Source organism: Devosia sp. A369, assembly GCF_054489345.1.
In genome coordinates this window covers 316,685-339,298 of sequence record NZ_JBTMWV010000001.1, presented here as the reverse complement: position 1 = coordinate 339,298, position 22,614 = coordinate 316,685, and the positions used below count along the sequence as shown (strand labels likewise).

23 protein-coding genes are annotated in these 22,614 nt (G+C 63.2%); 16 read left to right on the top strand and 7 right to left on the bottom strand.

Annotation, left to right across the window (positions count from 1 at the left end; genetic code table 11):
- Positions 1-62: 62 nt before the first annotated feature.
- Positions 63-716 carry a PAS domain-containing protein gene (locus ACX3OZ_RS01720; protein WP_459095130.1) on the bottom strand — a complete coding sequence of 218 codons (654 nt, stop codon included), beginning with the start codon at positions 714-716 and terminating at the stop codon, positions 63-65.
- A gap of 179 nt (positions 717-895) precedes the next feature.
- Between ACX3OZ_RS01720 and ACX3OZ_RS01715 the strand changes: the two genes are divergently transcribed.
- Positions 896-1,630, top strand: coding sequence for a rhomboid family intramembrane serine protease (locus tag ACX3OZ_RS01715; RefSeq protein ID WP_459095131.1), 735 nt, complete (start codon positions 896-898; stop codon positions 1,628-1,630).
- Positions 1,631-1,638: 8 nt separating this feature from the next.
- On the opposite strand, the gene hisI is transcribed toward ACX3OZ_RS01715, so the two are convergent.
- Together hisI and folE are read right to left on the bottom strand one after the other, a co-directional pair.
- The gene (gene hisI, locus ACX3OZ_RS01710; RefSeq protein WP_459095132.1) at positions 1,639-2,091 is read right to left on the bottom strand and encodes a phosphoribosyl-AMP cyclohydrolase; all 453 of its coding nucleotides are present in this window, start codon (positions 2,089-2,091) and stop codon (positions 1,639-1,641) included.
- 35 nt (positions 2,092-2,126) lie between these two features.
- Entirely contained in the window at positions 2,127-2,750 is a 624-nt protein-coding gene (gene folE, locus ACX3OZ_RS01705; RefSeq protein ID WP_459095133.1) for a GTP cyclohydrolase I FolE, read from the bottom strand.
- Positions 2,751-2,898: 148 nt separating this feature from the next.
- Here folE and ACX3OZ_RS01700 point away from each other — a divergent pair, with 148 nt between their 5' ends.
- The 7 genes from ACX3OZ_RS01700 to ACX3OZ_RS01670 all read left to right on the top strand — a co-directional run bounded on the left by ACX3OZ_RS01700 (position 2,899) and on the right by ACX3OZ_RS01670 (position 9,046).
- Positions 2,899-3,351, top strand: coding sequence for an iron-sulfur cluster assembly scaffold protein (locus ACX3OZ_RS01700; protein WP_459103686.1), 453 nt, complete (start codon positions 2,899-2,901; stop codon positions 3,349-3,351).
- Positions 3,351-3,662 carry a membrane protein insertion efficiency factor YidD gene (yidD, locus tag ACX3OZ_RS01695; protein WP_459095135.1) on the top strand — a complete coding sequence of 104 codons (312 nt, stop codon included), beginning with the start codon at positions 3,351-3,353 and terminating at the stop codon, positions 3,660-3,662. The genes ACX3OZ_RS01700 and yidD overlap by 1 nt, the downstream gene beginning before the upstream one ends.
- A gap of 239 nt (positions 3,663-3,901) precedes the next feature.
- The gene (thrS, locus tag ACX3OZ_RS01690) at positions 3,902-5,881 is read left to right on the top strand and encodes a threonine--tRNA ligase (protein WP_459103685.1); all 1,980 of its coding nucleotides are present in this window, start codon (positions 3,902-3,904) and stop codon (positions 5,879-5,881) included.
- A 3-nt stretch (positions 5,882-5,884) separates the two neighbouring features.
- Positions 5,885-6,115, top strand: coding sequence for a hypothetical protein (locus ACX3OZ_RS01685; RefSeq protein WP_459095137.1), 231 nt, complete (start codon positions 5,885-5,887; stop codon positions 6,113-6,115).
- A 12-nt stretch (positions 6,116-6,127) separates the two neighbouring features.
- Entirely contained in the window at positions 6,128-6,559 is a 432-nt protein-coding gene (gene arfB, locus ACX3OZ_RS01680; RefSeq protein ID WP_459095138.1) for an alternative ribosome rescue aminoacyl-tRNA hydrolase ArfB, read from the top strand.
- Positions 6,560-6,686: 127 nt separating this feature from the next.
- Positions 6,687-8,033, top strand: a complete 1,347-nt coding sequence (locus ACX3OZ_RS01675) for a UDP-glucose dehydrogenase family protein (protein WP_459095139.1) — start codon at positions 6,687-6,689, stop codon at positions 8,031-8,033.
- A gap of 8 nt (positions 8,034-8,041) precedes the next feature.
- Positions 8,042-9,046, top strand: a complete 1,005-nt coding sequence (locus tag ACX3OZ_RS01670) for an NAD-dependent epimerase/dehydratase family protein (protein ID WP_459095140.1) — start codon at positions 8,042-8,044, stop codon at positions 9,044-9,046.
- A gap of 41 nt (positions 9,047-9,087) precedes the next feature.
- Here the strand turns inward: ACX3OZ_RS01670 and ACX3OZ_RS01665 are convergent, their stop codons facing one another.
- Together ACX3OZ_RS01665 and ACX3OZ_RS01660 are read right to left on the bottom strand one after the other, a co-directional pair.
- A complete protein-coding gene (locus tag ACX3OZ_RS01665) occupies positions 9,088-10,893 on the bottom strand; it encodes a hypothetical protein (protein ID WP_459095141.1) in 1,806 nt (601 codons plus the stop codon).
- Between the two features lie 85 nt (positions 10,894-10,978).
- A complete protein-coding gene (locus ACX3OZ_RS01660) occupies positions 10,979-11,956 on the bottom strand; it encodes a hypothetical protein (protein WP_459095142.1) in 978 nt (325 codons plus the stop codon).
- A gap of 173 nt (positions 11,957-12,129) precedes the next feature.
- Between ACX3OZ_RS01660 and ACX3OZ_RS01655 the strand changes: the two genes are divergently transcribed.
- The 4 genes from ACX3OZ_RS01655 (at position 12,130) to ACX3OZ_RS01640 (ending at position 15,152) form a co-directional block, all read left to right on the top strand.
- Complete coding sequence (locus ACX3OZ_RS01655; RefSeq protein WP_459095143.1) at positions 12,130-12,708, top strand: nitroreductase family protein; 579 nt, start codon at positions 12,130-12,132, stop codon at positions 12,706-12,708.
- A 118-nt stretch (positions 12,709-12,826) separates the two neighbouring features.
- Entirely contained in the window at positions 12,827-13,594 is a 768-nt protein-coding gene (locus ACX3OZ_RS01650; RefSeq protein WP_459103684.1) for a transglycosylase SLT domain-containing protein, read from the top strand.
- A gap of 124 nt (positions 13,595-13,718) precedes the next feature.
- Positions 13,719-13,874 carry a hypothetical protein gene (locus ACX3OZ_RS01645; protein ID WP_459095145.1) on the top strand — a complete coding sequence of 52 codons (156 nt, stop codon included), beginning with the start codon at positions 13,719-13,721 and terminating at the stop codon, positions 13,872-13,874.
- Between the two features lie 75 nt (positions 13,875-13,949).
- Entirely contained in the window at positions 13,950-15,152 is a 1,203-nt protein-coding gene (locus ACX3OZ_RS01640) for a DUF2336 domain-containing protein (RefSeq protein ID WP_459095146.1), read from the top strand.
- Here ACX3OZ_RS01640 and ACX3OZ_RS01635 read toward each other — a convergent pair.
- Complete coding sequence (locus tag ACX3OZ_RS01635) at positions 15,149-15,700, bottom strand: NAD kinase (RefSeq protein WP_459095147.1); 552 nt, start codon at positions 15,698-15,700, stop codon at positions 15,149-15,151. The genes ACX3OZ_RS01640 and ACX3OZ_RS01635 overlap by 4 nt on opposite strands.
- A 353-nt stretch (positions 15,701-16,053) precedes the next feature.
- Between ACX3OZ_RS01635 and ACX3OZ_RS01630 the strand changes: the two genes are divergently transcribed.
- From ACX3OZ_RS01630 to cysN, 3 genes are all read left to right on the top strand, one after another.
- Positions 16,054-16,929 (top strand): WecB/TagA/CpsF family glycosyltransferase, encoded by an 876-nt coding sequence (locus ACX3OZ_RS01630; RefSeq protein WP_459095148.1) that lies wholly within the window; start codon positions 16,054-16,056, stop codon positions 16,927-16,929.
- Between the two features lie 211 nt (positions 16,930-17,140).
- The gene (cysD, locus tag ACX3OZ_RS01625; protein WP_459095149.1) at positions 17,141-18,064 is read left to right on the top strand and encodes a sulfate adenylyltransferase subunit CysD; all 924 of its coding nucleotides are present in this window, start codon (positions 17,141-17,143) and stop codon (positions 18,062-18,064) included.
- A 2-nt stretch (positions 18,065-18,066) separates the two neighbouring features.
- On the top strand, positions 18,067-19,953 hold the full coding sequence (gene cysN / locus ACX3OZ_RS01620; protein WP_459095150.1) for a sulfate adenylyltransferase subunit CysN: 1,887 nt from the start codon (positions 18,067-18,069) through the stop codon (positions 19,951-19,953).
- A gap of 143 nt (positions 19,954-20,096) precedes the next feature.
- Here cysN and ACX3OZ_RS01615 read toward each other — a convergent pair whose 3' ends face one another.
- Positions 20,097-21,314: an ROK family transcriptional regulator gene (locus ACX3OZ_RS01615; RefSeq protein WP_459095151.1), complete on the bottom strand. Its 1,218-nt coding sequence runs from the start codon at positions 21,312-21,314 to the stop codon at positions 20,097-20,099.
- 226 nt (positions 21,315-21,540) lie between these two features.
- On the opposite strand from ACX3OZ_RS01615, the gene xylF reads away from it, so the two are divergent.
- The gene (gene xylF, locus ACX3OZ_RS01610; protein WP_459095152.1) at positions 21,541-22,584 is read left to right on the top strand and encodes a D-xylose ABC transporter substrate-binding protein; all 1,044 of its coding nucleotides are present in this window, start codon (positions 21,541-21,543) and stop codon (positions 22,582-22,584) included.
- The last annotated feature ends 30 nt before the right edge of the window (positions 22,585-22,614 follow it).

The following is a 22,614-nucleotide window of genomic DNA, read 5'->3' as shown; positions in this document are numbered from 1 at the left end:
CCATCCGTGGATTTGCGCACACCAAAGCGGCGCAAATTGTGCCTATTAACTAGAGGAAATACTTACTGTCGGCCGCCATCGATCACCGCGAGGTGGGCATAGCGGCGGGCGGAGCGGCCATAGACCACGGCGGGAATCGCTGCCGGGGCGTTGGCACTGGAAAACGCCAGGTCGCTGCCGACATTGGTGGCGACTTCGCGCACCGAATCCTCAAACGCGACATCGTCGGGCCAGATCAGGCGCAGGCCGGTGATGCGCTGCTCCATGATGGGCTGCACGCCGAGCCAATAGGGCTCGTCCAGCGCGGTCATGGCGCCGAGCAGGCGGGTGTGGGTCGAGCCATTGTGGCGCAGCGGCATCAGGATGGTTTCGAAGGTGACCTTGGTGTGCACGGCGGTGCTGCCCTGGAAGGTTACCAGCGCGACGGCATGATCCTCGGTGACGGCGCGGATCAGGGTTTCCATCGCATCGTTGTCGCGCTCATGCCACAGTCCCGAGAACGAACGGCCCTTGAGTTCGCGGCAATAGCTGGTGCACAGATGGCTGCCGGCGAGGCGGAAGGAGAATTTCTCGCTCTCGTCGAGTTCGAGAATGAAGGTGTTGGCCAGGGCCTCGCGGATGCGCGTGGGGTCGATATCCTTGCGGTCGGGTGCGCTGCGGGCGCCCCGAATGGAGTTCCAGTAATCGTAGAGCGTTCTGGTGCTCGTCTTTTGCATAGTGTCTGACCCGCCAACCCTCGCGGTCGCTCCTGGTTGGAACGCGGCCGCCGCAAATCAGACATTGGCAAAACGGGAAGGCAAAAGCGCTCTTAAAGGATAGTTAAGGTTAACGGCGGCGGGCCGGTGTGGAAAAGAAGAGTGTAAGGCGCAGGGCGTCGGCGAGTCGGAGCGAAGTGATGAATGAACAAGACCGGGTACCAGCAAATCCCCAAGGGCCGGGGCGCGAGCCGGTATTCCTGCTGCCGGGAGCGGTAACAGCGGTGATTGGCCTGCTGGTGGCTGTTCACCTGGCGGCAACCCTGATTCTTAACCCTGCCGGGCAGCTGCAGCTGGTGTTCTGGTTCGCCTTCCAGCCGCTGCGCATCCTGGCGGCAGCGGAGGATCTGGCGCTGGCGGTGCCGCTGATCTGGACGCCGTTCACCCATGCCCTGCTGCATGGCGGGTGGGAGCATCTGCTGGTCAATGTCGCCTGGTTCGCGATTTTCGCGACGCCGGTGGCGCGGCGTTACGGGGCAGGGCCGATGCTGGCGATTTTCTTTATTTCGGCGGCGGCCGGGGCGGCCCTGTTCGCGGCGACAACGCTGTATTCAGGCTCTTACCTGATCGGCGCCTCTGGTGGCGTGGCCGGGCTGACCGGCGCGGCGATTCGCTTCATCTTCCAGCCGGTGATCGTGGCGACGAATCCCGATACCGGCGAGCGCAGGGTGGTCGGGCGCCGGCTGGCCTCGTTTGGCGAGCTGTGGCGCGACAGCCGGGCGCGATTTTTTACGCTGATCTGGATCGTGCTGAATGCCGCCGTGCCGCTGCTGCCGCTGGTGACCGGCGTGGAGATGGCCGTGGCCTGGCAGGCGCATCTGGGCGGGTTTTTCGCCGGCATCATGATGGTGGGGCTGTTCGAGCGGGAGAGCTGAGGAGGGCCTCAGCTCTTGTAAACGTCAGCCGGGTCGAACAGCTTCGGCAGGCCGCGATCTTCGAGTATCACGGTCCCATCTACGGTCACCGTGCGGCGGTAGAAGCAGGTTTTGCGGCCGGTATGGCAGGCGGCGCCGCGGCCGGTCTGGTTGACCAGCATCACGATGGCGTCCTGGTCGCAGTCTGTGCGGAGTTCGACCACTTGCTGGAGTTCGCCGGAAGTTTCGCCCTTTTTCCAGAGCTTGCCGCGCGAGCGCGACCAGTAATGGGCGATGCCAGTCTCCAGCGTCAGCGATAGCGCTTCGGCGTTCATATGCGCCAGCATCAGCACGTCATTGCTGCCGGCTTCAATGGTCACCACGGTGACGAGGCCGGCCGCGTCAAAGCGCGGTGCGAAGGCAGTGCCTTCTTCAAGCTGGTCGTGGGTGAGGGCGGCTGGGTCGGTGAAGGTCAGGGTCATGCCGCCTTTTAGCCCCAGCCGCTGCGTTGATCCAGTCAGCGCTTGCCGATCAGGGCAAAGAAGCGATCCTGTTCCACCCGGTCCTCGGCAAAGACGCCGGTGAAGCGATGGGTGATGGTGGAGGCGCCGTGCGAATGCACACCGCGCATCGACATGCACATATGCTCGGCTTCGAGCAGCACCGCCGCGCCGCGCGGACCCAGATGCTCATTGATCGAGTCGACGATCTGCGCGGTGAGGTTTTCCTGGGTCTGCAGGCGCCGGGCGAAGACTTCCACCAGCCGCGCCAGCTTGGACAGACCGACCACGCCATCATGGGGCAGATAGGCGATATGCGCCTTGCCGACGAAGGGCACCATGTGATGCTCGCAATGCGAGCTGAACGGGATGTCCTTGATCAGCACGATATCGTCGTAGCCGCCGACTTCCTTGAAGGTCTTGGACAGCACGGTTTCGGCGTCCTGCTCGTAGCCGGCATAGAATTCGCCATAGGCGCGAGCGACGCGGGCGGGGGTCTCCAGCAGGCCCTCGCGGCTCGGATCGTCACCGGCCCAGGCGATCAAGGTGCGCACTGCGGCCTCGGCCTCGGCCTGGCTGGGCCGGCGGGGCGTGGTGGTCTCGACGGGCAAGCCGTTCAGCGGGTTGACGCGGGCGTCCATTGGCGGTTCCTTTTCGCTCTCATGCGCATTGGATGCGCCAAGCGTGGATTGGTTCCTCAAGGCCGTGTTACTGTGCGTGGCGGCCCGCTCTGGAGCCCCTATATAAGGGGCCGAGGCGAGGCCGACAAGAAACAGAATTGTGCGTTTTATGGAACTAAGCGATCTCTATTCCCAGAAGATCCTCGATCTGGCCGGAAATGCCCGTTCGCCGGGACGTCTGGCGGAGCCCGGTGCCAGTGCGCGCAAGGTGAGCCGGGTCTGCGGTTCGGCCATCGATGTCGACCTGGTGGTGCGGGACGGGATTATCGCTGCCTATGGCCACGAAGTGTCGGCCTGTGCGCTGGGGCAGACCTCGGCGGCGGTGGTGGCGCGCGAGATTGTCGGCACACCGGTGGGCGAGTTTCGCCAGCTGCGCGAGCAGATGCACGCCATGCTCAAGCAGGATGGACCGCCGCCGACGGGAAAATGGGACGATCTGCGGTTTCTGGAGCCGGTGCGCGACTATCGGGCGCGGCATATGTCGACGCTGCTGGTGTTTGATGCGGTGGTTGAGGCGCTGGAAAAAATCGAATCCGCAGAATCGGTTGCGGCGGTTCGCTGATGGATCGAGTCATTGCGCTGTTCTGGCAGGTGGTGGATCTGCCGTTCAAATTTGTCGCGGTGGGGCTGATCACGCTCTACCGCTATACGATCTCGGCGTTTATCGGGCGGAACTGCCGGCATGCGCCGAGCTGCTCGGAATATACCGGCAACGCGATCTGGAAATTCGGCTTCTGGCCGGGCGGTTGGATGGGATTGGCGCGGATTGTGCGCTGTCGACCGGGCGGGACGCATGGCTATGATCCGGTGCCCGAGGCGCTGCCGGCGGTGGCGCGGTGGTATCGGCCGTGGCGTTATGGGCGGTGGAAGTAGGCCCACCCACCGGAGGATACCTCCCCCTTGACGAGGGAGGCTAGGAGGGGGGGCGAGAGCCCCGATGATTGGGGCCAAACTACCCCCACCCTTGATCCCTCCCCGCAAGGGGGAGGGTGTCGACTGCGGCTTTCGCGTTATGGCGTCACCTTTTTGCAGCCCAGAGCGGCTGGAATTGCGCGGAAAGCGTGCTAGACAAGCCGCTTGGCCGCTTCTGGCCGATTTTGGAGTGCTAAAAAATGACGATCAAGGTGACGTTTCCCGACGGTGCAGCTCGCGACTATGCGCGTGGCACCACTGGGACCACCATCGTCGAAGGCATCTCCAAGAGCCTGGCCAAGAAGACCGTGGCCATGCGCTGGAACGGTGTGCTCAGCGATCTTAGCGATGCGCTGGAGACCGACGGCAAAATTGAATTCGTGACGCGCGACAGCGGCTCCAAGGATGCGCTGGAGCTGATCCGCCACGATGCGGCGCACGTGCTGGCCGAAGCGGTGCAGGAACTGTGGCCGACGACGCAGGTCACTATCGGTCCGGTGATCGAGAACGGTTTTTATTACGACTTCAAGCGCGACGAGCCCTTCTCCGAGGAAGATTTCCCCGCCATCGAAAAGAAGATGGCTGAGATCATCGATCGTGGCGCCGCCTTCACCAAGGAAATCTGGAGCCGCGACCAGGCCAAGGAATTTTTTGCCGCGCGTGGCGAGAATTTCAAGGTGGAGCTGGTCGATGCGATTCCGGCTGACCAATCGCTCAAGATGTATAAGCAGGGCCAGTGGATCGATCTGTGCCGTGGCCCGCATATGCGCTCGGTCAAGGATGTCGGCGCTGCGTTCAAGCTGACCAAGGTGGCCGGCGCCTATTGGCGCGGCGACAGCAATAATCCGGTGCTGAGCCGCATTTACGGCACGGCCTTCGCCACGCGCGAAGAGCTGGACGCGTATCTGCATATGGTGGCCGAAGCCGAAAAGCGCGACCATCGCAAGATCGGCCAGGAAATGGACCTCTATCACTTCCAGCCGGAAGCGCAGGGGTCGGTGTTCTGGCACGCCAAGGGCTATGTGCTGTACAACCAGATGGAGACCTATATCCGTCGCCGGTTGAATTCGTCGGGCTATGTCGAGGTGAAAACCCCGCAGCTGATGAGCTCCAAGTTCTGGGAGGCCTCGGGCCACTGGGGCAAGTATCGCGAAAACATGTTCGTGGTGCCGGACGAAGTGCCGGGGACGGAAGAAGAAGGTCCGGTGCTGAGCGGCAAGGGCGACCTGATGGCGCTCAAGCCGATGAACTGCCCAGCCCATATCCAGATCTTCAATCAGGGCATTAAATCTTACCGCGATCTGCCTCTGCGGATGGCAGAATTTGGTTGCTGCCACCGCAATGAAGCGCATGGCGCGCTGCATGGGCTGATGCGCGTGCGCCAGATGACCCAGGACGACGCGCATATCTTCTGCCGCGAGGACCAGATCCAGTCCGAGACCGAGCATTTCGTGCATCTGCTGTATTCGGTCTATGCCCATATGGGCTTCGACAATGTGGTCATCAAACTGGCGACCCGCCCGGAAAATTTTGGCGGCACCATCGAGCGCTGGGATGCGGCGGAAAAGGCGCTGGGCGATGCGCTGCGCGCCACCGGCTATAACTTCGAGATTGCCGAGGGCGAGGGCGCGTTCTATGCACCCAAGCTGGAATTCCACCTCAAGGACGCCATTGGCCGTTCCTGGCAGGTGGGAACGCTGCAGCTCGACTACGTGCTGCCCGAGCGGCTGGATGCGACCTATGTCGCGGAAGACGGCTCGCGCCAGTATGCGGTGATGCTGCACCGGGCGATCCTGGGGTCGCTGGAACGCTTCATCGGCATGATGATTGAGAACTATGCCGGCAAGATGCCGATGTGGCTGGCCCCGACCCAGGTCGTGGTCGCGACCATCGTCTCCGAGGCGGATGACTATGCCGGCAAGCTGGTCGCCCAGCTCAAGGCGGCCGGTATCCGCGCCGAACTCGACATGCGCAACGAGAAGATCAACTACAAGGTGCGCGAGCATTCGGTCGGCAAGACGCCGCTGATGTTCGTCGTCGGCAAGCGCGAGGCCGAGGAGGGCACCGTGTCGGTGCGCCGTCTTGGCACCGAGGGGCAGAAGGTCGAGCCGTTCATGGATGCCCTGGTGGCGCTCATGGCCGAAGCGACCCCGCCCGACCTCAAGGCCAAGGTGGCCTGAGCCGTGCCGCAACGTCCTTCCAATCGCGAAATCAAAGCCCTCACCCATCTGGGTGAGGACAATGCCATGGGCCCCGGCGACTTCAAGGATATCGGCGAAAAGGTGTTCGCCGGTATGCTCAAGAAGGGCTGGGTCGTGCCCGCCGAAGGTCTGCCGGGCAAATACCGGGCAACCATCAAGGGCCTGACCATCCACGAAGGTGAGATTATCTTCGCCGGACGTCTCAGAAGCTAGCAGGAGCGGGGCATGGCTGACCCAATCGTCATTACCCCGCGCATTTCCATTGACGTGTCCGAGCTGGAGGAAACGTTCGTGCGCTCGGCCGGGCCGGGCGGGCAGAATGTCAACAAGGTGTCGAGCGCGGTGCAACTGCGCTTCGACCTGGTCAATTCCCCCAATATTCCCGAGGCGATGAAGCGGCGCGTCGCCGCGCTGGCCGGCAAGCGGCTGAGCAAGGCCGGCGTGCTGGTGATCACCGCCAATTCGCACCGCGACCAGCCAATGAACCGGGCCGATGCGCAGGCGCGGCTGGTGGCGCTGTTGCAGGAGGGGGCGGTGGTGCCCAAATTCCGCGTCGCCACCCGCCCGACGCTGGCCTCCAAACGCCGGCGGCTGGTGGCCAAATCGGTGCGGTCGGACGTCAAGAAAATGCGCGGTACGCCATCTGACAGCGAGTGACGGCAGCGGGACTGCTGCTCGACGGGCAATTCATCATGCCGATAGATCTGCGGTCGACGAGCAAAGTCGGGAGCGACTTCTGCGCTGAGCGTTGTTATCCTGTCGACTGTATTGGGAGGTCGTCGCCATGAAGATTGCCATCATTGGGTCAGGCTATGTTGGACTGGTGACAGGCGTCTGTCTCGCCGATTTTGGCCATGACGTGGTGTGCGTCGACAAGGATCAAAGCAAGATCGATGCCCTGGGGCGTGGCGAAATCCCGATTTATGAGCCCGGCCTTGGAGAATTGGTGAAGGCCAATATCGATGCGGGGCGGTTGTCGTTCACGACCGAGATGCAGCGGGCCGTGCCCGGGGCGGAAGTGGTGTTCATCGCCGTCGGCACCCCCTCGCGACGCGGCGATGGCCATGCCGATTTGAGCTATGTTTACGCGGTGGCGCGGGAGCTTGCCGTGACGGTCGAGGGCTTTACCGTGGTGGCGACCAAATCCACGGTGCCGGTGGGCACCGGCGACGAGGTGGCGCGCATCATTGCCACGACCAATCCCGCTGCCGATGTTGCGGTGGTTTCCAATCCGGAATTTTTGCGCGAGGGCGCGGCCATCGAGGACTTCAAGCGTCCCGACCGCATCGTGATCGGGCTGGAGGACGAACGGGCGCGCGCCGTGATGGCGGAGGTCTATCGCCCGCTCTATCTCAATCAGGCGCCGCTGCTGTTCACCGACCGGCGGACGGCGGAACTGACCAAATATGCGGCCAATGCGTTTCTGGCGATGAAGATCACCTTCATCAACGAAATTGCCGATTTGTGCGAGGCCACCGGCGCCGACGTGCAGCAGGTGGCGCGCGGCATGGGGCTGGATAACCGGATCGGCGCCAAGTTCCTGCATGCCGGGCCGGGCTATGGGGGCTCGTGCTTTCCCAAGGACACCTCGGCGCTGGTCAAGATCGGCCAGGATTTCGACAGCCCGTTGCGGCTGGTGGAAACCACGGTGGCGATCAATTCGCAGCGCAAGCGCGCCATGTCGCGCAAGATCATCGCGGCCTGTGGCGGCGATGTGCGGGGCAAGACCATCGGGGTGCTCGGCCTGACGTTTAAGCCCAATACCGATGACATGCGCGAGGCGCCGTCGATCGATATCATCACCGGGCTGGCTGATCGGGGGGCGCGCATTGTGGCCTATGATCCACAAGGTATGCAGGCAGCGCGGCAAATCCTGGAGCATGTCGAATTCGGCGAGAGTGCCTATGACGTTGCGGTCGGTGCCGCTGCGCTGGTGCTGATCACCGAGTGGAACGAGTTCCGCTCGCTCGATCTGGCGCGGCTGAAGGAGTTGATGAAGTCGCCCGTGCTCATTGATCTGCGCAATATCTATCGGCATGACGAAGTCGCCAAACACGGCTTCGCCTATACCAGCATCGGCCGGCCCAATGGCGGGGCGGGCCAAGGCGTCATCGCTGACGCCGCCGAGTGAGGCGCAGCATGAACATATTCGTGACCGGCACGGCCGGCTTTATCGGCTTTCATCTGGCGCGGCATTTGCTGGCGGCGGGGCATTCTGTGACCGGTTATGACGGGGTCACGAATTACTACGATCCGGCGCTGAAGCGGGCGCGGCTGGCGTTGCTGGCCGAGGCGCCGGGCTTTACCGCCGTCGAGGCGATGCTGGAGGATGCGGCGCGGCTAAAGCAGGCGGTGGCGGCCAGCGAGGCCGAGATCGTGGTGCATCTGGCGGCACAGCCGGGGGTGCGCTACAGCCTCGAGCATCCGCAGAGCTATATCCAGTCCAATGTGGTGGGCACGGCCAATCTGCTGGAGGCGCTGCGCGCGCATCAGCCCAGGCATCTGATCTTTGCCTCGACCAGTTCGGTCTATGGGGGCAATACCAAGCTGCCGTTTGCCGAAACTGACCGGGCCGACGCGCCGATGTCGCTCTATGCGGCGACCAAGAAATCGGGCGAGGCGATGGTGCATTCCTATGCCCATCTGTTCGGTATTCCAGCCACTTGCGTGCGCTTCTTCACAGTGTATGGGCCATGGGGACGCCCCGATATGGCGGCGATCAAGTTTGCCTCGGCGATCATGGCGGGGCGGCCGATCGATGTTTATGGCTTTGGCCAGATGCGGCGGGATTTCACCTATGTCGATGATCTGGTCGCGGCCATCGGCAAGCTGATGGAGCTGCCGCCCGAACTGGGCAAGCCGGTGGCGCATGACAGTCTGTCGGCGGTGGCGCCGTTTCGCAGCGTCAATATTGCCGGTGGGCGGCCGACCGAACTGATCGATTTCATCGGGGCGATGGAGCGGGCGGCGGGGCGCAAGGCGCAGCTCAATATGCTGCCGATGCAGCCGGGCGATGTGGTGGCGACACAGTCCGATACGCGGCTGCTGCGGGCGCTGATCGGCGAGATGCCGGAAACCTCGGTCGAGACGGGCGTGGCGCGCTTTTTCGACTGGTTCCAAAGCCATTATGGCGCTGATCGCTAGCCGGGAAGAATAAGGGCCGCTGTGAAGCGGCCCTTGCAAGATTATTTGGCAGTGGCGTCGATGGTGACCTTGCCGATCAGCGCGGTTGGATCGTCTTCGGCGGCAATGAAGTCCATCAGACCCAGCCCCGGCGCCTGTTTGGCAGTCATTTCGATGCTGAGATATTTGGCGGTGCCGCTGACGAAGCTATTGAGCGCGGCGCCCACCTTCTGGGCTTCGGCAGCGCCGGCCAGCAGGCTGATCACCGTGCCCTGAGCCAGACCGGCGAAGACCGGGCGCATGGCGGCGGGGTCGCTCCCCTGTTCGGCGGCGACGCTGGCCATGATGATGTCGGAGAGACCGGTATCGGTGATGTCGAGCTTGAGATGGCTGATGGCCAGGCCCATGGCAGCGGCCAGCGCCGCATCCTCGTCCAGATCGAACAGCGCCGCGGTCGCGTTGGTGAGCGTGCCGGCCAGGTTGATCGTGGCCAGGTCAACGCCGCTGACGGAGAACTCATTGAGGGCGATGGTGTCGTCGGCGGCGTTCCAGGCGGTATCGATCTTGAAGCCGGCGTCGACGCTGGTGACGCCCAGCGCGATCAGCTGCTGGATCTGCTCATCGTCGGTATCGGTCGGCAGTTCGGCGATGATGTTGCTGGCGCTCAGCACCATGGCGGTGGGAACGCCATTGAAATAGTCGCTCAAGGACAGGTCGAAAGCGCCGATGCTGGCCTTGATCCGGGCGCCGATGTCCTCGCTATCGGGAACGTCGACGAGGACGTCGCTGAAGGAGAAGCCGCCAAAGGCGGGGACGAGGGCGCGGGCATTGGCGGTGAACCAGGCTTCATCAAGCGCGGCGGGCGCCGCTTCGATGGTGGCGATCGGGCCAGTGAGGTCCATTTCCTTGATGGTCATATTGCCGACCTGCACGGTGCCGTCGTCTTCGACGGTGATGTCCAGGCCATCCATGCTGATTGCCGGATAGATGCCGGGGCTCATGCCGCCCATGGTCATGCCGGCGATGGCAAATTTCATTGGCTGCCCGGCGTCGTCGGTGCCCGCGCAGTCGATGCCGCCAAACTTGGCCGGCGAGGATTCAAAGGCGGTGAAAATATCGACATACATGCGCAGGGCGGTGCCGATCGTTTCGGGCGAGGGGTCGTCGTCCTGGGCTTCCAGCGTTTCGGCCAGCGCCATGATTTCGGCAAGCGAGTAGTTCAGGGGCCGGGCCTTGAACTCGCCAACGGACATCGGACCGATGCTGCACTTGATCTCGGGGGCTTCGAAGCTGCCGCCGGCGAAATTGAAGTCGGTGTAAATGGTTTCGATTTCAGTGGAGCCATCGGCTTCCACCAGACCGTAAAGGCTGAGTACGCCGGCGATGTTGAAGCTGGATGCGGTAAGCGGGCCGAAGCTGGCGGTGGCGTCTTCCATGCCCGCCACACTCATGCCGGCCAGGCTGACCGAGGCGGCCATGCCATCGGTGATGTCGGACAGCACCAGATCGGAAAAGGTGACGCTGGCCTCATTGGCTTGGCCATCGATGGTGGTGGTGGATTGGAGGGTGATTTCGGGAATGGTGATGCTGGTTGCCGTCAGCCCGGCCAGGGCGTCGGCGTTGTCGACCAGATTACCGCTGAAAATGGCGCGCAAAGTCGCCTCATCGACATTGGAGCCGACGGCGTCGATGCTGGGAATATCGACGGCAATCTCGGCTGGGGCCGGAGCGGTGGTGGCTTCTACGGCCGGAGGCGATTTGGTCTTGGTCTTTTGCGCCAGTGCCGTTCCGGCTGGCAGGACGACGCTGGACAGGCACGCAAAGGCCAGAAGGCCCAGGCGTCGCCGGGACGTGGTGCTGAACGACATTGTTGGTTCTCTCCCGCTGGTATGAAGCGGGCAATCTGAGGCATCCCCGGCCTTGCTTCAATAGGCAAGGAGCGATCTGTGATCGTCAGTAAACCGTTGTCAGCACTTCGATCTCGCGGGGCGAGCCGGGCTGGACCTGGAACTCACGGTTGAATACCTGGGTGCCCTGCTTGGCGAGCACCAGATATTCGCCCTCGGACAGCACGGTCGAGGGGAAGGCACCGAGTTCGGAGAAGACCGTGGCGCCATCGGTGGTCTTGACGGTCCATTCGACGTCGGCAATGGCCTCGCCGCCGGCTTCGGAGACCAGCTTGAAGGCGATCTGGCTGGCGTGGTGATACAGCGTGGCATCGGTCAACTGGCCGGCCTCGACCCGCAGATCGGCGCGGACCACGGCATTCACCGTGCCGAAATAGGAGACGATGTGGTAGGTGCCGGCATTGAGCGTGACAATGTCGTTGGGGGCCAGGCCCTCGGCGATCAGGGTGCGGTCGCCGCCTTCGCCGCTGGTGAAGATGTCGAATTTCGACAGGCCAGCAGGAATGGCAATGTCGCCGGTGACCGCCGAATTGAGGCGGAGTGCGCCAGCGTCGAGCACGAAGGTTTTTTCGTTGGCGCCGGGCGCCACCGCGAGCGGCTCGCTGGTCTGGGCCCGGCCATAGGCGACGTGAACCACATAGTCGCCGGGCGGCAGCTCAAGCGTTGGGGCGCCGAGATCGGATTTAGCGACCAGCGCCAGCTCGCCGCTAGCATCGGGCTTGGTGTCGAAAACGCGCCAGACCAGGCCATCAGGGATTGGTGCACCCTCGGGGGTGATCCGGGCGCTGAGGGTTACCGGCTGGGGCACGGAGGTCAGCGCAGCGATGGCATCGGTCGCGGGGGTGGCGACGCCCGGCTCGGCAGCGGATGTGGCGGGCAGGCTGTCGCGGTCGGGCCGGGGCCGCGGCATCGGCGGCATCTCGGTGGCGGCGTCCTGCGCGCTGACGGGCAGGGCTAGCAGCGGGAGGGCAGGCAGAGCGGCGGCCAGCACGAGCAGGATGGCTAGTATCGGTCGCAAACGCATCTGGTCTCCCCGGTCGCTGAATCGGTCATGTCGTCATAGGCCGCGATTGGGGAAAAGCTGTGTCACAGACCCGGCGCGATGAAAACACCGAATGGCCAGGATCACTGTTTTTGTTGCAGGTTCTGGCCTTGAGCGGCGGATATGGCTATTGCTGACGCCGAATGGAGCCCGCCATGCCTGCCAATACTGCTTTGCGTGACTATCTGCTGACCCGTCGCTCGGTGGGGATGGCCTTTCTCAAGGAGCCGGGGCCGAACCCGGATGAGCTTGAGCAAATCCTCACTATCGGGATGCGGGTGCCGGATCACGGCAAGATCGCGCCGTGGCGGCTGATCGTCATCGAGGGCGAGGCGCGTCGGCAGGCTGGAGACAAGCTGGCCGAGATCGCGCAGCGCAATAATCCGGCCATGGATGAGGCCGGGCTTGAGGTGGAGCGGCAGCGCTTCCTGCCGGCACCGCTGACGATTGGGGTGATCTCGTCACCCAAGGCGCATCCCAAGGTTCCCGAATTCGAGCAGTTGCTGTCGGCCGGCAATGTGGCGCTCAATCTGATCCACGGCGCGCATGCGCTGGGCTTTGGCGCGTCATGGATCACCCGCTGGTATGCGTTCGATGTGGCGGCTGCCGCCATGCTGGGCGCGCGGGACGGGGAGCGCTTTGTGGGCTTCGTGCAGATCGGCACGCCGACCACCAAGATCGAGGATCGCGAGCGCCCGGCGCTGACCGATATCGCGACGCGCTGGCAGGCGTGAGCCAGCCGGCAACGCCTTGGGCGAATTGGTTAACAAGCTGTTAATGATTGGCGTGGTCATAATAGGCCATTAACGATTCTTCGGGACCAGTCGTCGGATGGGCGTGCAGCCAATATCGGTGCCACAGAGCCTGGCTTATGTGCTGACCGCGGCGGGTGACCGGAACGGCGTGGATTTCGACTATCTGCTGCAGACCGCGATGCGCGAAAGCAGCCTCAATCCGCAGGCCAAGGCACAGACCTCATCGGCGGTAGGGCTGTTTCAGTTTCTTGAAGGCACTTGGCTGCAGGTGATGAAGGAAGAGGGCCCCCGGCTGGGCTATGGCGAGATTGCCAGCAGCATTCGCCGGACGGCCGATGGCGATTATGTGGTCAGCGATCCGGCGGCCAAGGCCGAAATCCTCAAACTGCGCGAAGATCCGAAAATCGCCGCCGATCTGGCGGCTGCCTTTACCAAATCCAATGGCGATTATCTGAGCGGGCGGTTTGGCCGGCGGCCGAGCGCGGGCGAACTCTATATTGCCCATTTCCTCGGGGCGCAGGGGGCCGAGCGGATGTTCACGGCCGGGCTGCAGGACCCCGACCAGATCGCCGCCAATCTGTTTCCCAAGCAGGCTGCCGCCAATCGGGCGATCTTTTATGCCGATGGCCAGCCGCGCACGATCCGCGAGGTCTATCGCGTGCTGGTGGCCAAGCATGAGGGCGGCGGCGTCAATGCGCCTTTCGCGGCCCAGCAAATGGCCAGCCAGCCGGCACCACCGCCGCTGCCGTCGCGGTTTTCACCGGACAACATGTCGTTTACCGGCCTGTTCAAGAATGAAATCGAAGACCTGCCGGCAACTGCAACCGAGGGTGGGGCGTTTTTCACCCAGCTTTACGCCCGCTAGGGCCGGTTTGTTGCCGCGCCATGCAAATGCCATGGACAGGCGGCAGGATGCGTTAACAAAGACCACGTCTAATCTTGGGGCGTGACTTGAGCCGAGGGCTCGTTGCTCACGCCGGGAGGCCGATATGCGCCGGACAACGATCAGTAATCAGTCCTTGTGGGGCCGGGGTTTGCCGCGTGGCTGGATCGTGCTCGCCATGGCGCTGGCCAGCTGGATCGTGCTTGCCGCCCTGCTGGCGGGGCTGAACCAGTTGTTCCTGCTGGTGCAGTCGGCGCTGTAATTTCCGTGTCGTTATGGTGAACCGTTCCTTAAAACTTCGCTTCTAGAGTGAAGTCCGCCGAGTGCGGAGAGTGGAATGGTTGCCTATCAGGACTTCGTATCGCTATCCCAATCGCCCGATAGCGAAGAACGCGGCAGCGCGGCGCATCTTTCGGCGCTGGCCTATCTCAGCCATGTCGGCCCGGCCGATGAGCAGGCGGCGCTCTATGCGGCCCTGATCGGCTTTCTCGATGATCCCTCGGTCAAGGTGCGCGCGGCGCTGGCTTATGGCCTGCTGCATGCGAGCGAAGCGCCGCGGCCACTGATGCTGGCGCTGCTGCATGACAGTGCCATCATTGCGCGCGCCGTGATCCAATATTCGCCAGTGCTGATTGATGCCGACCTGGTCGGCATGATCAAGACGCTGGATCTGTCGATGTTGCTGGCGGTCAGCCAGCGCGTGAATTTAAGCCCCCGGCTCGCCGCTGCCATTGTGGCGCGCGGGCAGGGGCAGGTGACGCTGCGGCTGCTGCGCCGGCACGAGATTGCGCTGGGCGCGGCATTGCTGGGTGAGCTGGCGACGACGCTGGCCGGGCAGGCGGAGATGCGTGGGGCGCTGCTGGCGCGGCCCGATCTGCCGGCCGGGGCGCGGCTGCTGCTGGTGCAGCAGGTGACCGAGGCGCTGCGCGGCGCGCGCATCGTCAAGGGGGCGCTGGCGGCGGAACGGCTGGAGCGGGTGTTGCGCGACAGTGGCGACACGGCGCTATCGGCCATCGGCGAGCGCGAAGCGGGGCGGGCTGGTGCTGGCTATGCGGCGGAACTGATCGTCACGGACCGGGTCAACACCCGCGTGCTGCTGCATGCAGTGGTGACGGGGCATGTGATGTTTTTTGCCGATTGCCTGGCCGAGTTGGCGCAGGCGCCGCGCGCCAAAGTGTTTGCCCTACTGGAAAATGGCAGCCGGGCGGCACTCAATGCGCTGCTGGCCCGGTGCGGGCTGGGCGAGGGCGTGCGCAATCTGCTGTGCCGGCTGGTGCTGCATGCGCGGGCCAGCGATCTGGCCGACGACGCGGCGGCACGCCATTATGTGGTGACGGCGCTGACCGAGGAATTGATCGCCGAGCATGGCGGGGTGATCCCGGCGGAGCTGGAAGAGGCGTTTGCCTATCTCAGCGAGCAGAATATCGTGCTGGCCCGCAAGGCGGCGCGCGGGGTGATGGCCGCCTTTGCCGCAGACGCCGCCATGCCGATGGCACTGCCGGCTGGCGACGTGCCGCGGCTGGCGCTGCCGGCGGCCTAAAAGCGAAACTGCTCGCTCAATACGCGTTCTTCGAGGCTGGTGCCCGGATCGAACAGCAGGGTGACGCCATGGGTGCGGTCTTCCTGAATGGTGACTTCAAGCACGTTCTGGAATTCGACATTGTCGGCCACGGCATTGACCGGGCGTTTGACGGACTCGCGGGTGATCAGCCGCACCACGGCCCGGTTGGACAGGATGGCGCCGCGCCAGCGCCGCGGGCGGAAGGGCGAAATCGGGGTCAGCGCCAGCAGCGGCGCTTCAATGGGCAGAATGGGGCCATGCGCCGATAGATTATAGGCGGTGGAACCGGCCGGGGTGGCCAGCAGTACGCCATCGCAGACCAACTCTTCGAGCCGGGTTTCGCCATCGATGATGATCTGGATCTTGGCGGCCTGATAGCTGGAGCGGAACAGCGAAACTTCATTGAGCGCCAGCGCCGTCTGGGTATGGCCGGTGGTATCGAGCACCTGCATCGACAGCGGAAAGATCTGGGTGCGCTGCACCGAGGCGAGACGTCCCACCAGGTCATCTTCGGAGAAGCTGTTCATCAGGTGCTCTACCAACTGAGCTATACCGGCAACAACGCGCCCTGTAGCATTGTGGGTCTCGCTCGACAAGCGCGCCGGTCGCTGCTTTGCACATATTGCGGTGGATGGTGGCGCAGCCATGCCGGCGTCGGTCGGGTGATGAACTTGCGGGATAACGGCCAGCAGCCGCACACCAGTTCGCGGTGATCCGCAACACCCCCGAGTATCTACCTAAGTATTTGATACTAAAGGTAACCTAAACATCCGAGTTGGTTTCAGTTTGGCGGAGATTTCCGTTAGCCCGGTGGGTAGATCGCCAAATCGGAGTTGGTCGTGAATGAGGTAAGCACCGCAATTGCCGGGAGGTCGTTGCCATGAGACGGCGGCGGCAGGATGGTTCGGTTCGGCGGCGCAGCGGTTCGGATATTTCCGTCCTGCCGCGGCGCGTCTATCCGCGCATCGATACGGTCAGCGTCGGTGGGCTGCCGGTGGCGCGGCTCGATCGCGCGGCAACGGCCGCCATGCTGGTGTCGCTGGCGACCAATTATCGGCGGCGTGACCGGCCGTGGATTGCCACCAGTGTCAACGGGCAGGTGCTGTCCGAGGCCGCGCGTCGGACCGGGTTGCGCGAAGCGATGCTGTTTGCCGATATCATCAGTTGCGATGGCCAGCCGCTGGTGTTGGCGAGTGCGAGCGTGGCCGGCGCCGCGCTGCCCGAACGCGTGGCGACGACGGACCTGTTCCACGACATTGCCGATCTGGCGCAGCACCAGCCGGCCAGCATGTATTTTCTGGGGGCATCGGTAGCCGAGAATGCCAAGGCGGTGGCCAATATCCGGGTGGCCTATCCGCATCTGCGCATCGTGGGGGCGGCACATGGCTATCGCGATCATGGTGGCTGGATCCGACAGGTGCGCGAAATCAACCGATTGGGTCCCGACATCGTCTGGCTGGCGCTGGGGGTGCCGCGCGAACAGGAGTTCTACATGCGGTTTGCCCACGCCATGCCGCGTGTCGGCCTGATCAAGACCAGCGGAGGGCTGTTCAACTTCCTCTCGGCATCGGCCAACCGGGCGCCGCAATGGATGCAGGACAAGGGGCTGGAGTGGGTTTATCGCCTGGGCCAGGACCCGAAACGGCTGATGTTGCGCTACCTGACGACCGGTCCTCATGCGGCCCTGCTGATGCTGACGCGGCGGAATAAACAGACCGCCAGCCGGCAATTGGGATGCGACCTCGACGACCGCTGACCACCCCCCGAAACTTTTTTTCTGTCGCGCGGGCCGTCGACCGCATTTTTTCGTCGCCGTCGGCCAATCGTTGGGCGAGCCGTGTTTGCCGGGGCGGCGAATGGCAGACGATTATGCCCAAGGCCCTTGTTCTGCGGGCTTTTGGGCTTGCTGCAAGGGGTGCTCCAGCCGTACCAAACAGGCTCGAAATGCGGCCGCCAGCGCGACGCAAATGGAGGATGAACCAGTGTCCAGCGGTTCCCTGACGCATCTGCAAAGCCTTGAGGCGGAGAGCATCGAAATCCTGCGCGAGGTGGCGGCGAGCTTCGAGCGGCCGGTGATGATGTATTCCATCGGCAAGGATTCAAGCGTGTTGCTGCATCTGGCGCGCAAGGCGTTTTTCCCGAGCAAAATCCCGTTTCCGCTGCTGCATGTGAACACGACCTGGAAGTTTCGCGAGATGATCGCCTTCCGCGACCGGATGGCCGGGGAATATGGTTTCGATCTGATCAGCCACACCAATCCGGACGGATTGCGGGACAATATCAATCCATTCGAGCATGGCTCGTCGCGCTACACCGACATCATGAAGACCGCCGCACTGCGCCAGGCGCTGGATGCCGGCCGTTACGATGCGGCGATTGGCGGGGCGCGGCGCGATGAGGAAAAGTCGCGGGCCAAGGAACGCATTTTCTCCCATCGCAATGGCAGTCATGCCTGGGACCCGAAGAACCAGCGGCCGGAGCTGTGGCGCTTGTTCAATACGCGGCTGCATCCCGGCGAGAGCATGCGGGTGTTTCCGCTGTCCAATTGGACCGAGCTGGATATCTGGACCTACATCTATGCCGAAGGCATTCCGATCGTGCCGCTGTATTTCGCCAAACGCCGCCCCGTGGTGGAGCGCTCCGGCACGCTGATTATGGTCGATGATGCGCGCTTGCCGCTGGGGCAAGGTGAGGTGCCGCGCGACGAGCTGGTGCGGTTCCGTACGCTGGGTTGCTACCCGCTGACTGGGGCGATGCGCTCGACGGCTACGACACTGCCGGAAATCATCATGGAAATGCAGGCCAGCCGCACCTCGGAGCGGGAAGGGCGGCTGATCGACAGCGACTCGGCCGGGTCGATGGAGAAGAAAAAGCAGGAAGGGTATTTCTGACCATGAGCCTGGCTCTCGCGACACCCGACACCGATATCGCCCTTTGGCTCAACCAGCAGACCGACAAATCGCTGCTCCGTTTTCTCACTTGCGGCAGCGTTGACGACGGCAAATCGACCCTGATCGGGCGGCTGCTTTATGACAGCCAGATGGTGCTCGACGATCAGCTGGCCAGCCTCAAGCAGGAGAGCCGCAACCGGGTGACTGGTGACGAAGGCATCGATTTTTCGCTGCTGGTCGACGGCCTGACTGCCGAGCGCGAGCAGGGCATCACCATCGATGTCGCCTATCGGTTTTTTTCCACCGACAAGCGCAAATTCATCGTCGCCGATACGCCGGGCCATGAGCAATATACCCGCAACATGGCCACCGGCGCTTCCAATGCCGATCTGGCGCTGGTGCTGATCGATGCGCGCAAGGGCGTGCTGACCCAGACGCGGCGGCACAGCTTCATCCTGTCGCTGATCGGGGTGAAGCATGTGGTGCTGGTGGTCAACAAGATCGACCTGGTGGATTACGACCAGGCGGTGTTCGACCGGATCGTTGCAGAATACCGCGCCTTTGCCCAGCCGCTGGGGTTTGCCACAGTGGCGGAAGTGCCGGTTTCGGCGCTGCGGGGCGACAATATTCTGACGCGCAGCGACAAGACGCCGTGGTTTGGCGGCACGCCGCTGGTGCCCTATCTCGAAACCGTCGCGGTGGCCGAGGATCACAGCGCTGAAAAGCTGCGGTTCCCGGTACAATGGGTCAACCGGCCGAACCTTGATTTCCGTGGCTTTTCCGGGACGTTAGCGTCTGGTTCTATCGCGGTGGGTGAGGAGGTGCTGATTGCCTCCTCTCGCAAGCCGGCGGTGGTCAAGCGCATCGTCACCATGGATGGAGAGCTGTCGCGCGCGGAGGCGGGGCAGGCAGTAACGCTGGTGCTGGACCGCGAGGTGGATATTTCGCGCGGGGATATGCTGAGCCATCCCGGTGAGACCCCAGAATTTTCCAATCAGTTCCAGGCGCGGCTGGTGTGGATGAATGAGGAGCCAGCCTATCCGGGCCGCTCCTATCTGCTGAAGCTGGGCACGCAGCTGGTGCCGGCGACGATCACCAATCTCCGGTTTCGCACCAATGTGAATACGCTGGAGCAGGCGGCGGCGACCAAGATCGATCTCAATGAAGTGGCGACGGTCACTATTGCCACCGACAAGCCAATTGCCTTCGACTCCTATGCGAGTAACGCATTGACGGGGGGCTTTATCCTGGTGGACCGGCTGTCCAATGCGACGCTGGGGGCCGGGACGATCGAGTTCGGGCTGCGCCGGGCGCAGAACCTGACTTATCAGTCATTCGATGTGAGCCGCGAGGTCCGCTCGCAGCTGAAGGGGCAGACGTCCCGCATTGTCTGGTTCACTGGGTTGTCCGGCTCGGGCAAGTCGTCCATCGCCAATTTGCTGGAAAAGCGCCTCACTGCCGAGGGTCGCCACGCCTATATTCTGGATGGCGACAATGTGCGGCACGGGCTCAACAAGGATCTGGGTTTTACCGAAGCGGCGCGGGTGGAGAATATCCGCCGCGTGGCCGAAGTGGCTCGGCTGATGGCGGATTCCGGGCTGATCGTGCTGGTGTCGTTCATTTCGCCGTTCGAGACCGAGCGGCGACTGGCGCGTGAAATTGCCGGCGATATCGACTTTGCCGAAATCTATGTCGATACGCCAATCGCCGTCTGCGAAGCCCGCGACCCCAAGGGGCTCTACAAGCGGGCGCGGGCTGGCGAGATCAAGAATTTTACCGGCATCGACTCCCCGTTTGAGCCGCCGACGACGCCGGAACTGGTGCTGCATGGGGCCGAGGCGGAGCCGCTGGCGCTGTCCGAGCAGTTGCATGCGTGGCTGGGGCTGTAGGATACGCTGGGTCGGCAGAGTTGACACTGTTACCGCTGGGGACGATTAGTTGGGCCGTCGTCGGCGTTTAATTTCGCTTGGATGTGCCTGGGTCCGGATGCCATTGAAGTCCCCGAGACGACCGGGATTGGTCGCCCTGAACGTCAAGCCAGACTGGCAAAATCTTCCTGATCGATCTCATGCAGCGTCTTCATCAGCAGGCCCATGAAAACTGGCTCTTTGTCGTCATGGAGAGCGATGACCTGGGGCAGGCCGTTGACGCGACAGACCAACGCGCTAGCCAGGGCGGAGGTAATTTCGGCCTGCATCAGGGCGAAGGCGCGGGCGCCGGGACCGACGATCAGGATGTGGGACGGATCAAACACCGCCATCATGCGGCTGAGCCCAAAACCCACGGCGCGCCCGGCGAGATTGAAGGCATAGGTGGCGTTGCGATCGCCGGCTTCGGCGCGGGCGATGAGGCCATCATATTCGTGTTGCGGCACGGCCGGGGCAGGGTGCGCTGACTCGGGAACGGAATAGGCGGTGCGCAGCACGCCATAGTCCGAGGCATAGGCTTCGATGCAGCCGCGCATGCCGCAGCGGCACAGCGCGCCGCTGGGCTGGTGGTTCATGTGACCAAATTCGGTGGCGCCCTCGTCGCCGCGGCCCAGAATCTGGCCACGAAAACTCATGCCCATGGCGACGGTCGAGCCGACGAATACCGTGGCTACGCTGGCGTCATGCAGGGACGGGTCGAGCCAGCGTGCGCCCTCGGCCAAAAGTCGCCCGCGCTTATGGAGCGTCACCGGCAGCTTGAGATCCTCGGCCAGCTCATGGGCAAATGGCTGATTGGCCAGATGGGCGATGGGCGACCATTTCAGACTCAACCCATCACGATCGAGAATGCCCTGCACAGAAACCGCGACGCGCCGCAGCGTTGCCGCTTCGACAGGATTGCGCGCCTGCAGCTGCCGGAGACGCTCGGCGAAGAAGGCCGTGGGGTCGGTCTCGATAAAACTGGTGGGCGTCACCGGGGTTTCGATGCGGTCGACCAGAACGCCGCCATAATCGACCAGCGATAGCCGGGCCCGGTTGACGTCGACCTCGAACAGCGCGGCAGCGCCGACGTGGCGATTGAACCCCACCAGCGTTGCCGGCCGGCCGCGTCGGCGGGTGTCAGGCGACGTGGTCGGCTCCAGGTCGATGATGACGCGCTGCTCGATGAGATCTTGGGTAATGGCGGTGATGCTGGCGTGGCTGAGCCCGGTCCCCGACGCTAGCGCCGTACGGGACAGCGGACCCTGCACGCGCAGCGTACCGAGCACCAGGCCCCGGTTCTGCCGCCGAACACTGTCGCTATCGCTGACCTTCCGCGCCAAGCAGCCTACTCCTCACCCAAACGCAGCACATCATTCCCCTGGCGCTTAGCGCAAACCTATTTATTTCGAGTTGCGAAATTGAAGTTGACTCGGTTGAGACGATTATGCCACTTCTTTTTTCGAGCAGTGAAATTAATGCTCAGGGCGCCGGTGGAGCGGGCCCGGCTGGGGTTATACCACCGGCACAGCTGTGGGCAGGAGGACTGGCCCACTCGGGAGGACAGACATGAACAAGTTTCTAGCGGTCTTGCTTTGCACGACCGTCATCTCCGGCACGGCCGGCGTTACCTATGCGCAGGACGGCGTAACCGTCGGCGTCTCGTGGAATAATTTTCAGGAAGAGCGCTGGAAGACCGACGAGGCGGCGATCAAGGCCGTTCTTGATGCTGCTGGCGCGACCTATATTTCGGCTGACGCCCAGTCATCGGCCGCCAAGCAGTTGACCGATATCGAAAGCCTGATTTCGCAGGGCGCCGATGCCATTATCGTGCTGGCGCAGGATAGCGATGCGGTCGGTCCGGCTGTGGCCGCCGCCGTCGCCGAAGGCATTCCGGTGGTCGGCTACGACCGGCTGATCGAGAACCCGGACGCCTTCTACCTCACCTTCGACAACAAGGAAGTCGGTCGCCTGCAGGCCGCCGGCGTCTATGCCGTGCAGCCAACCGGCAACTACGTCTTCATCAAGGGTAACTCGGCCGATCCCAATGCCGATTTCCTGTTTGAAGGCCAGATGGAAGTGCTCAAAGCGGCCATCGACAAGGGCGACATCAAGAATGTCGGCGAAGCCTATACCGACAACTGGAACCCTGAAGTCGCCCAGGCGAATATGGAACAGTTCCTGACCGCCAATAACAACGAGGTCGACGCCGTCGTCGCCTCCAATGACGGTACCGCTGGTGGCGCCATCGCGGCGCTGGCTGCTCAGGGACTGGCTGGCTCGGTGCCGGTTTCGGGTCAGGACGGCGACCACGCCGCCCTTAACCGCATCGCACTCGGTACGCAGACCGTTTCGGTCTGGAAGGACTCGCGCGAACTGGGCAAGAAGGCCGCTGAAGTGGCGCTGGAACTGGCCGGCGGCACGGCTCTCGATGCCGTCACCGGCGTGGTGCCCTTCTCGGGTGGCCCGAAGGGCGTCGCCATGAACGCCTTCTTTATCGCCCCCATCGCCATCACCAAGGACAACCTGAACGTCGTCATCGACGCCGGCTGGGTTGCCAAGGATGTGGTGTGCCAGGGCGTGGCGGCCGGTACGGTTGCTGCGTGTAACTAAGGCGCAGACGTAATAGTCTGAAACAGTGCC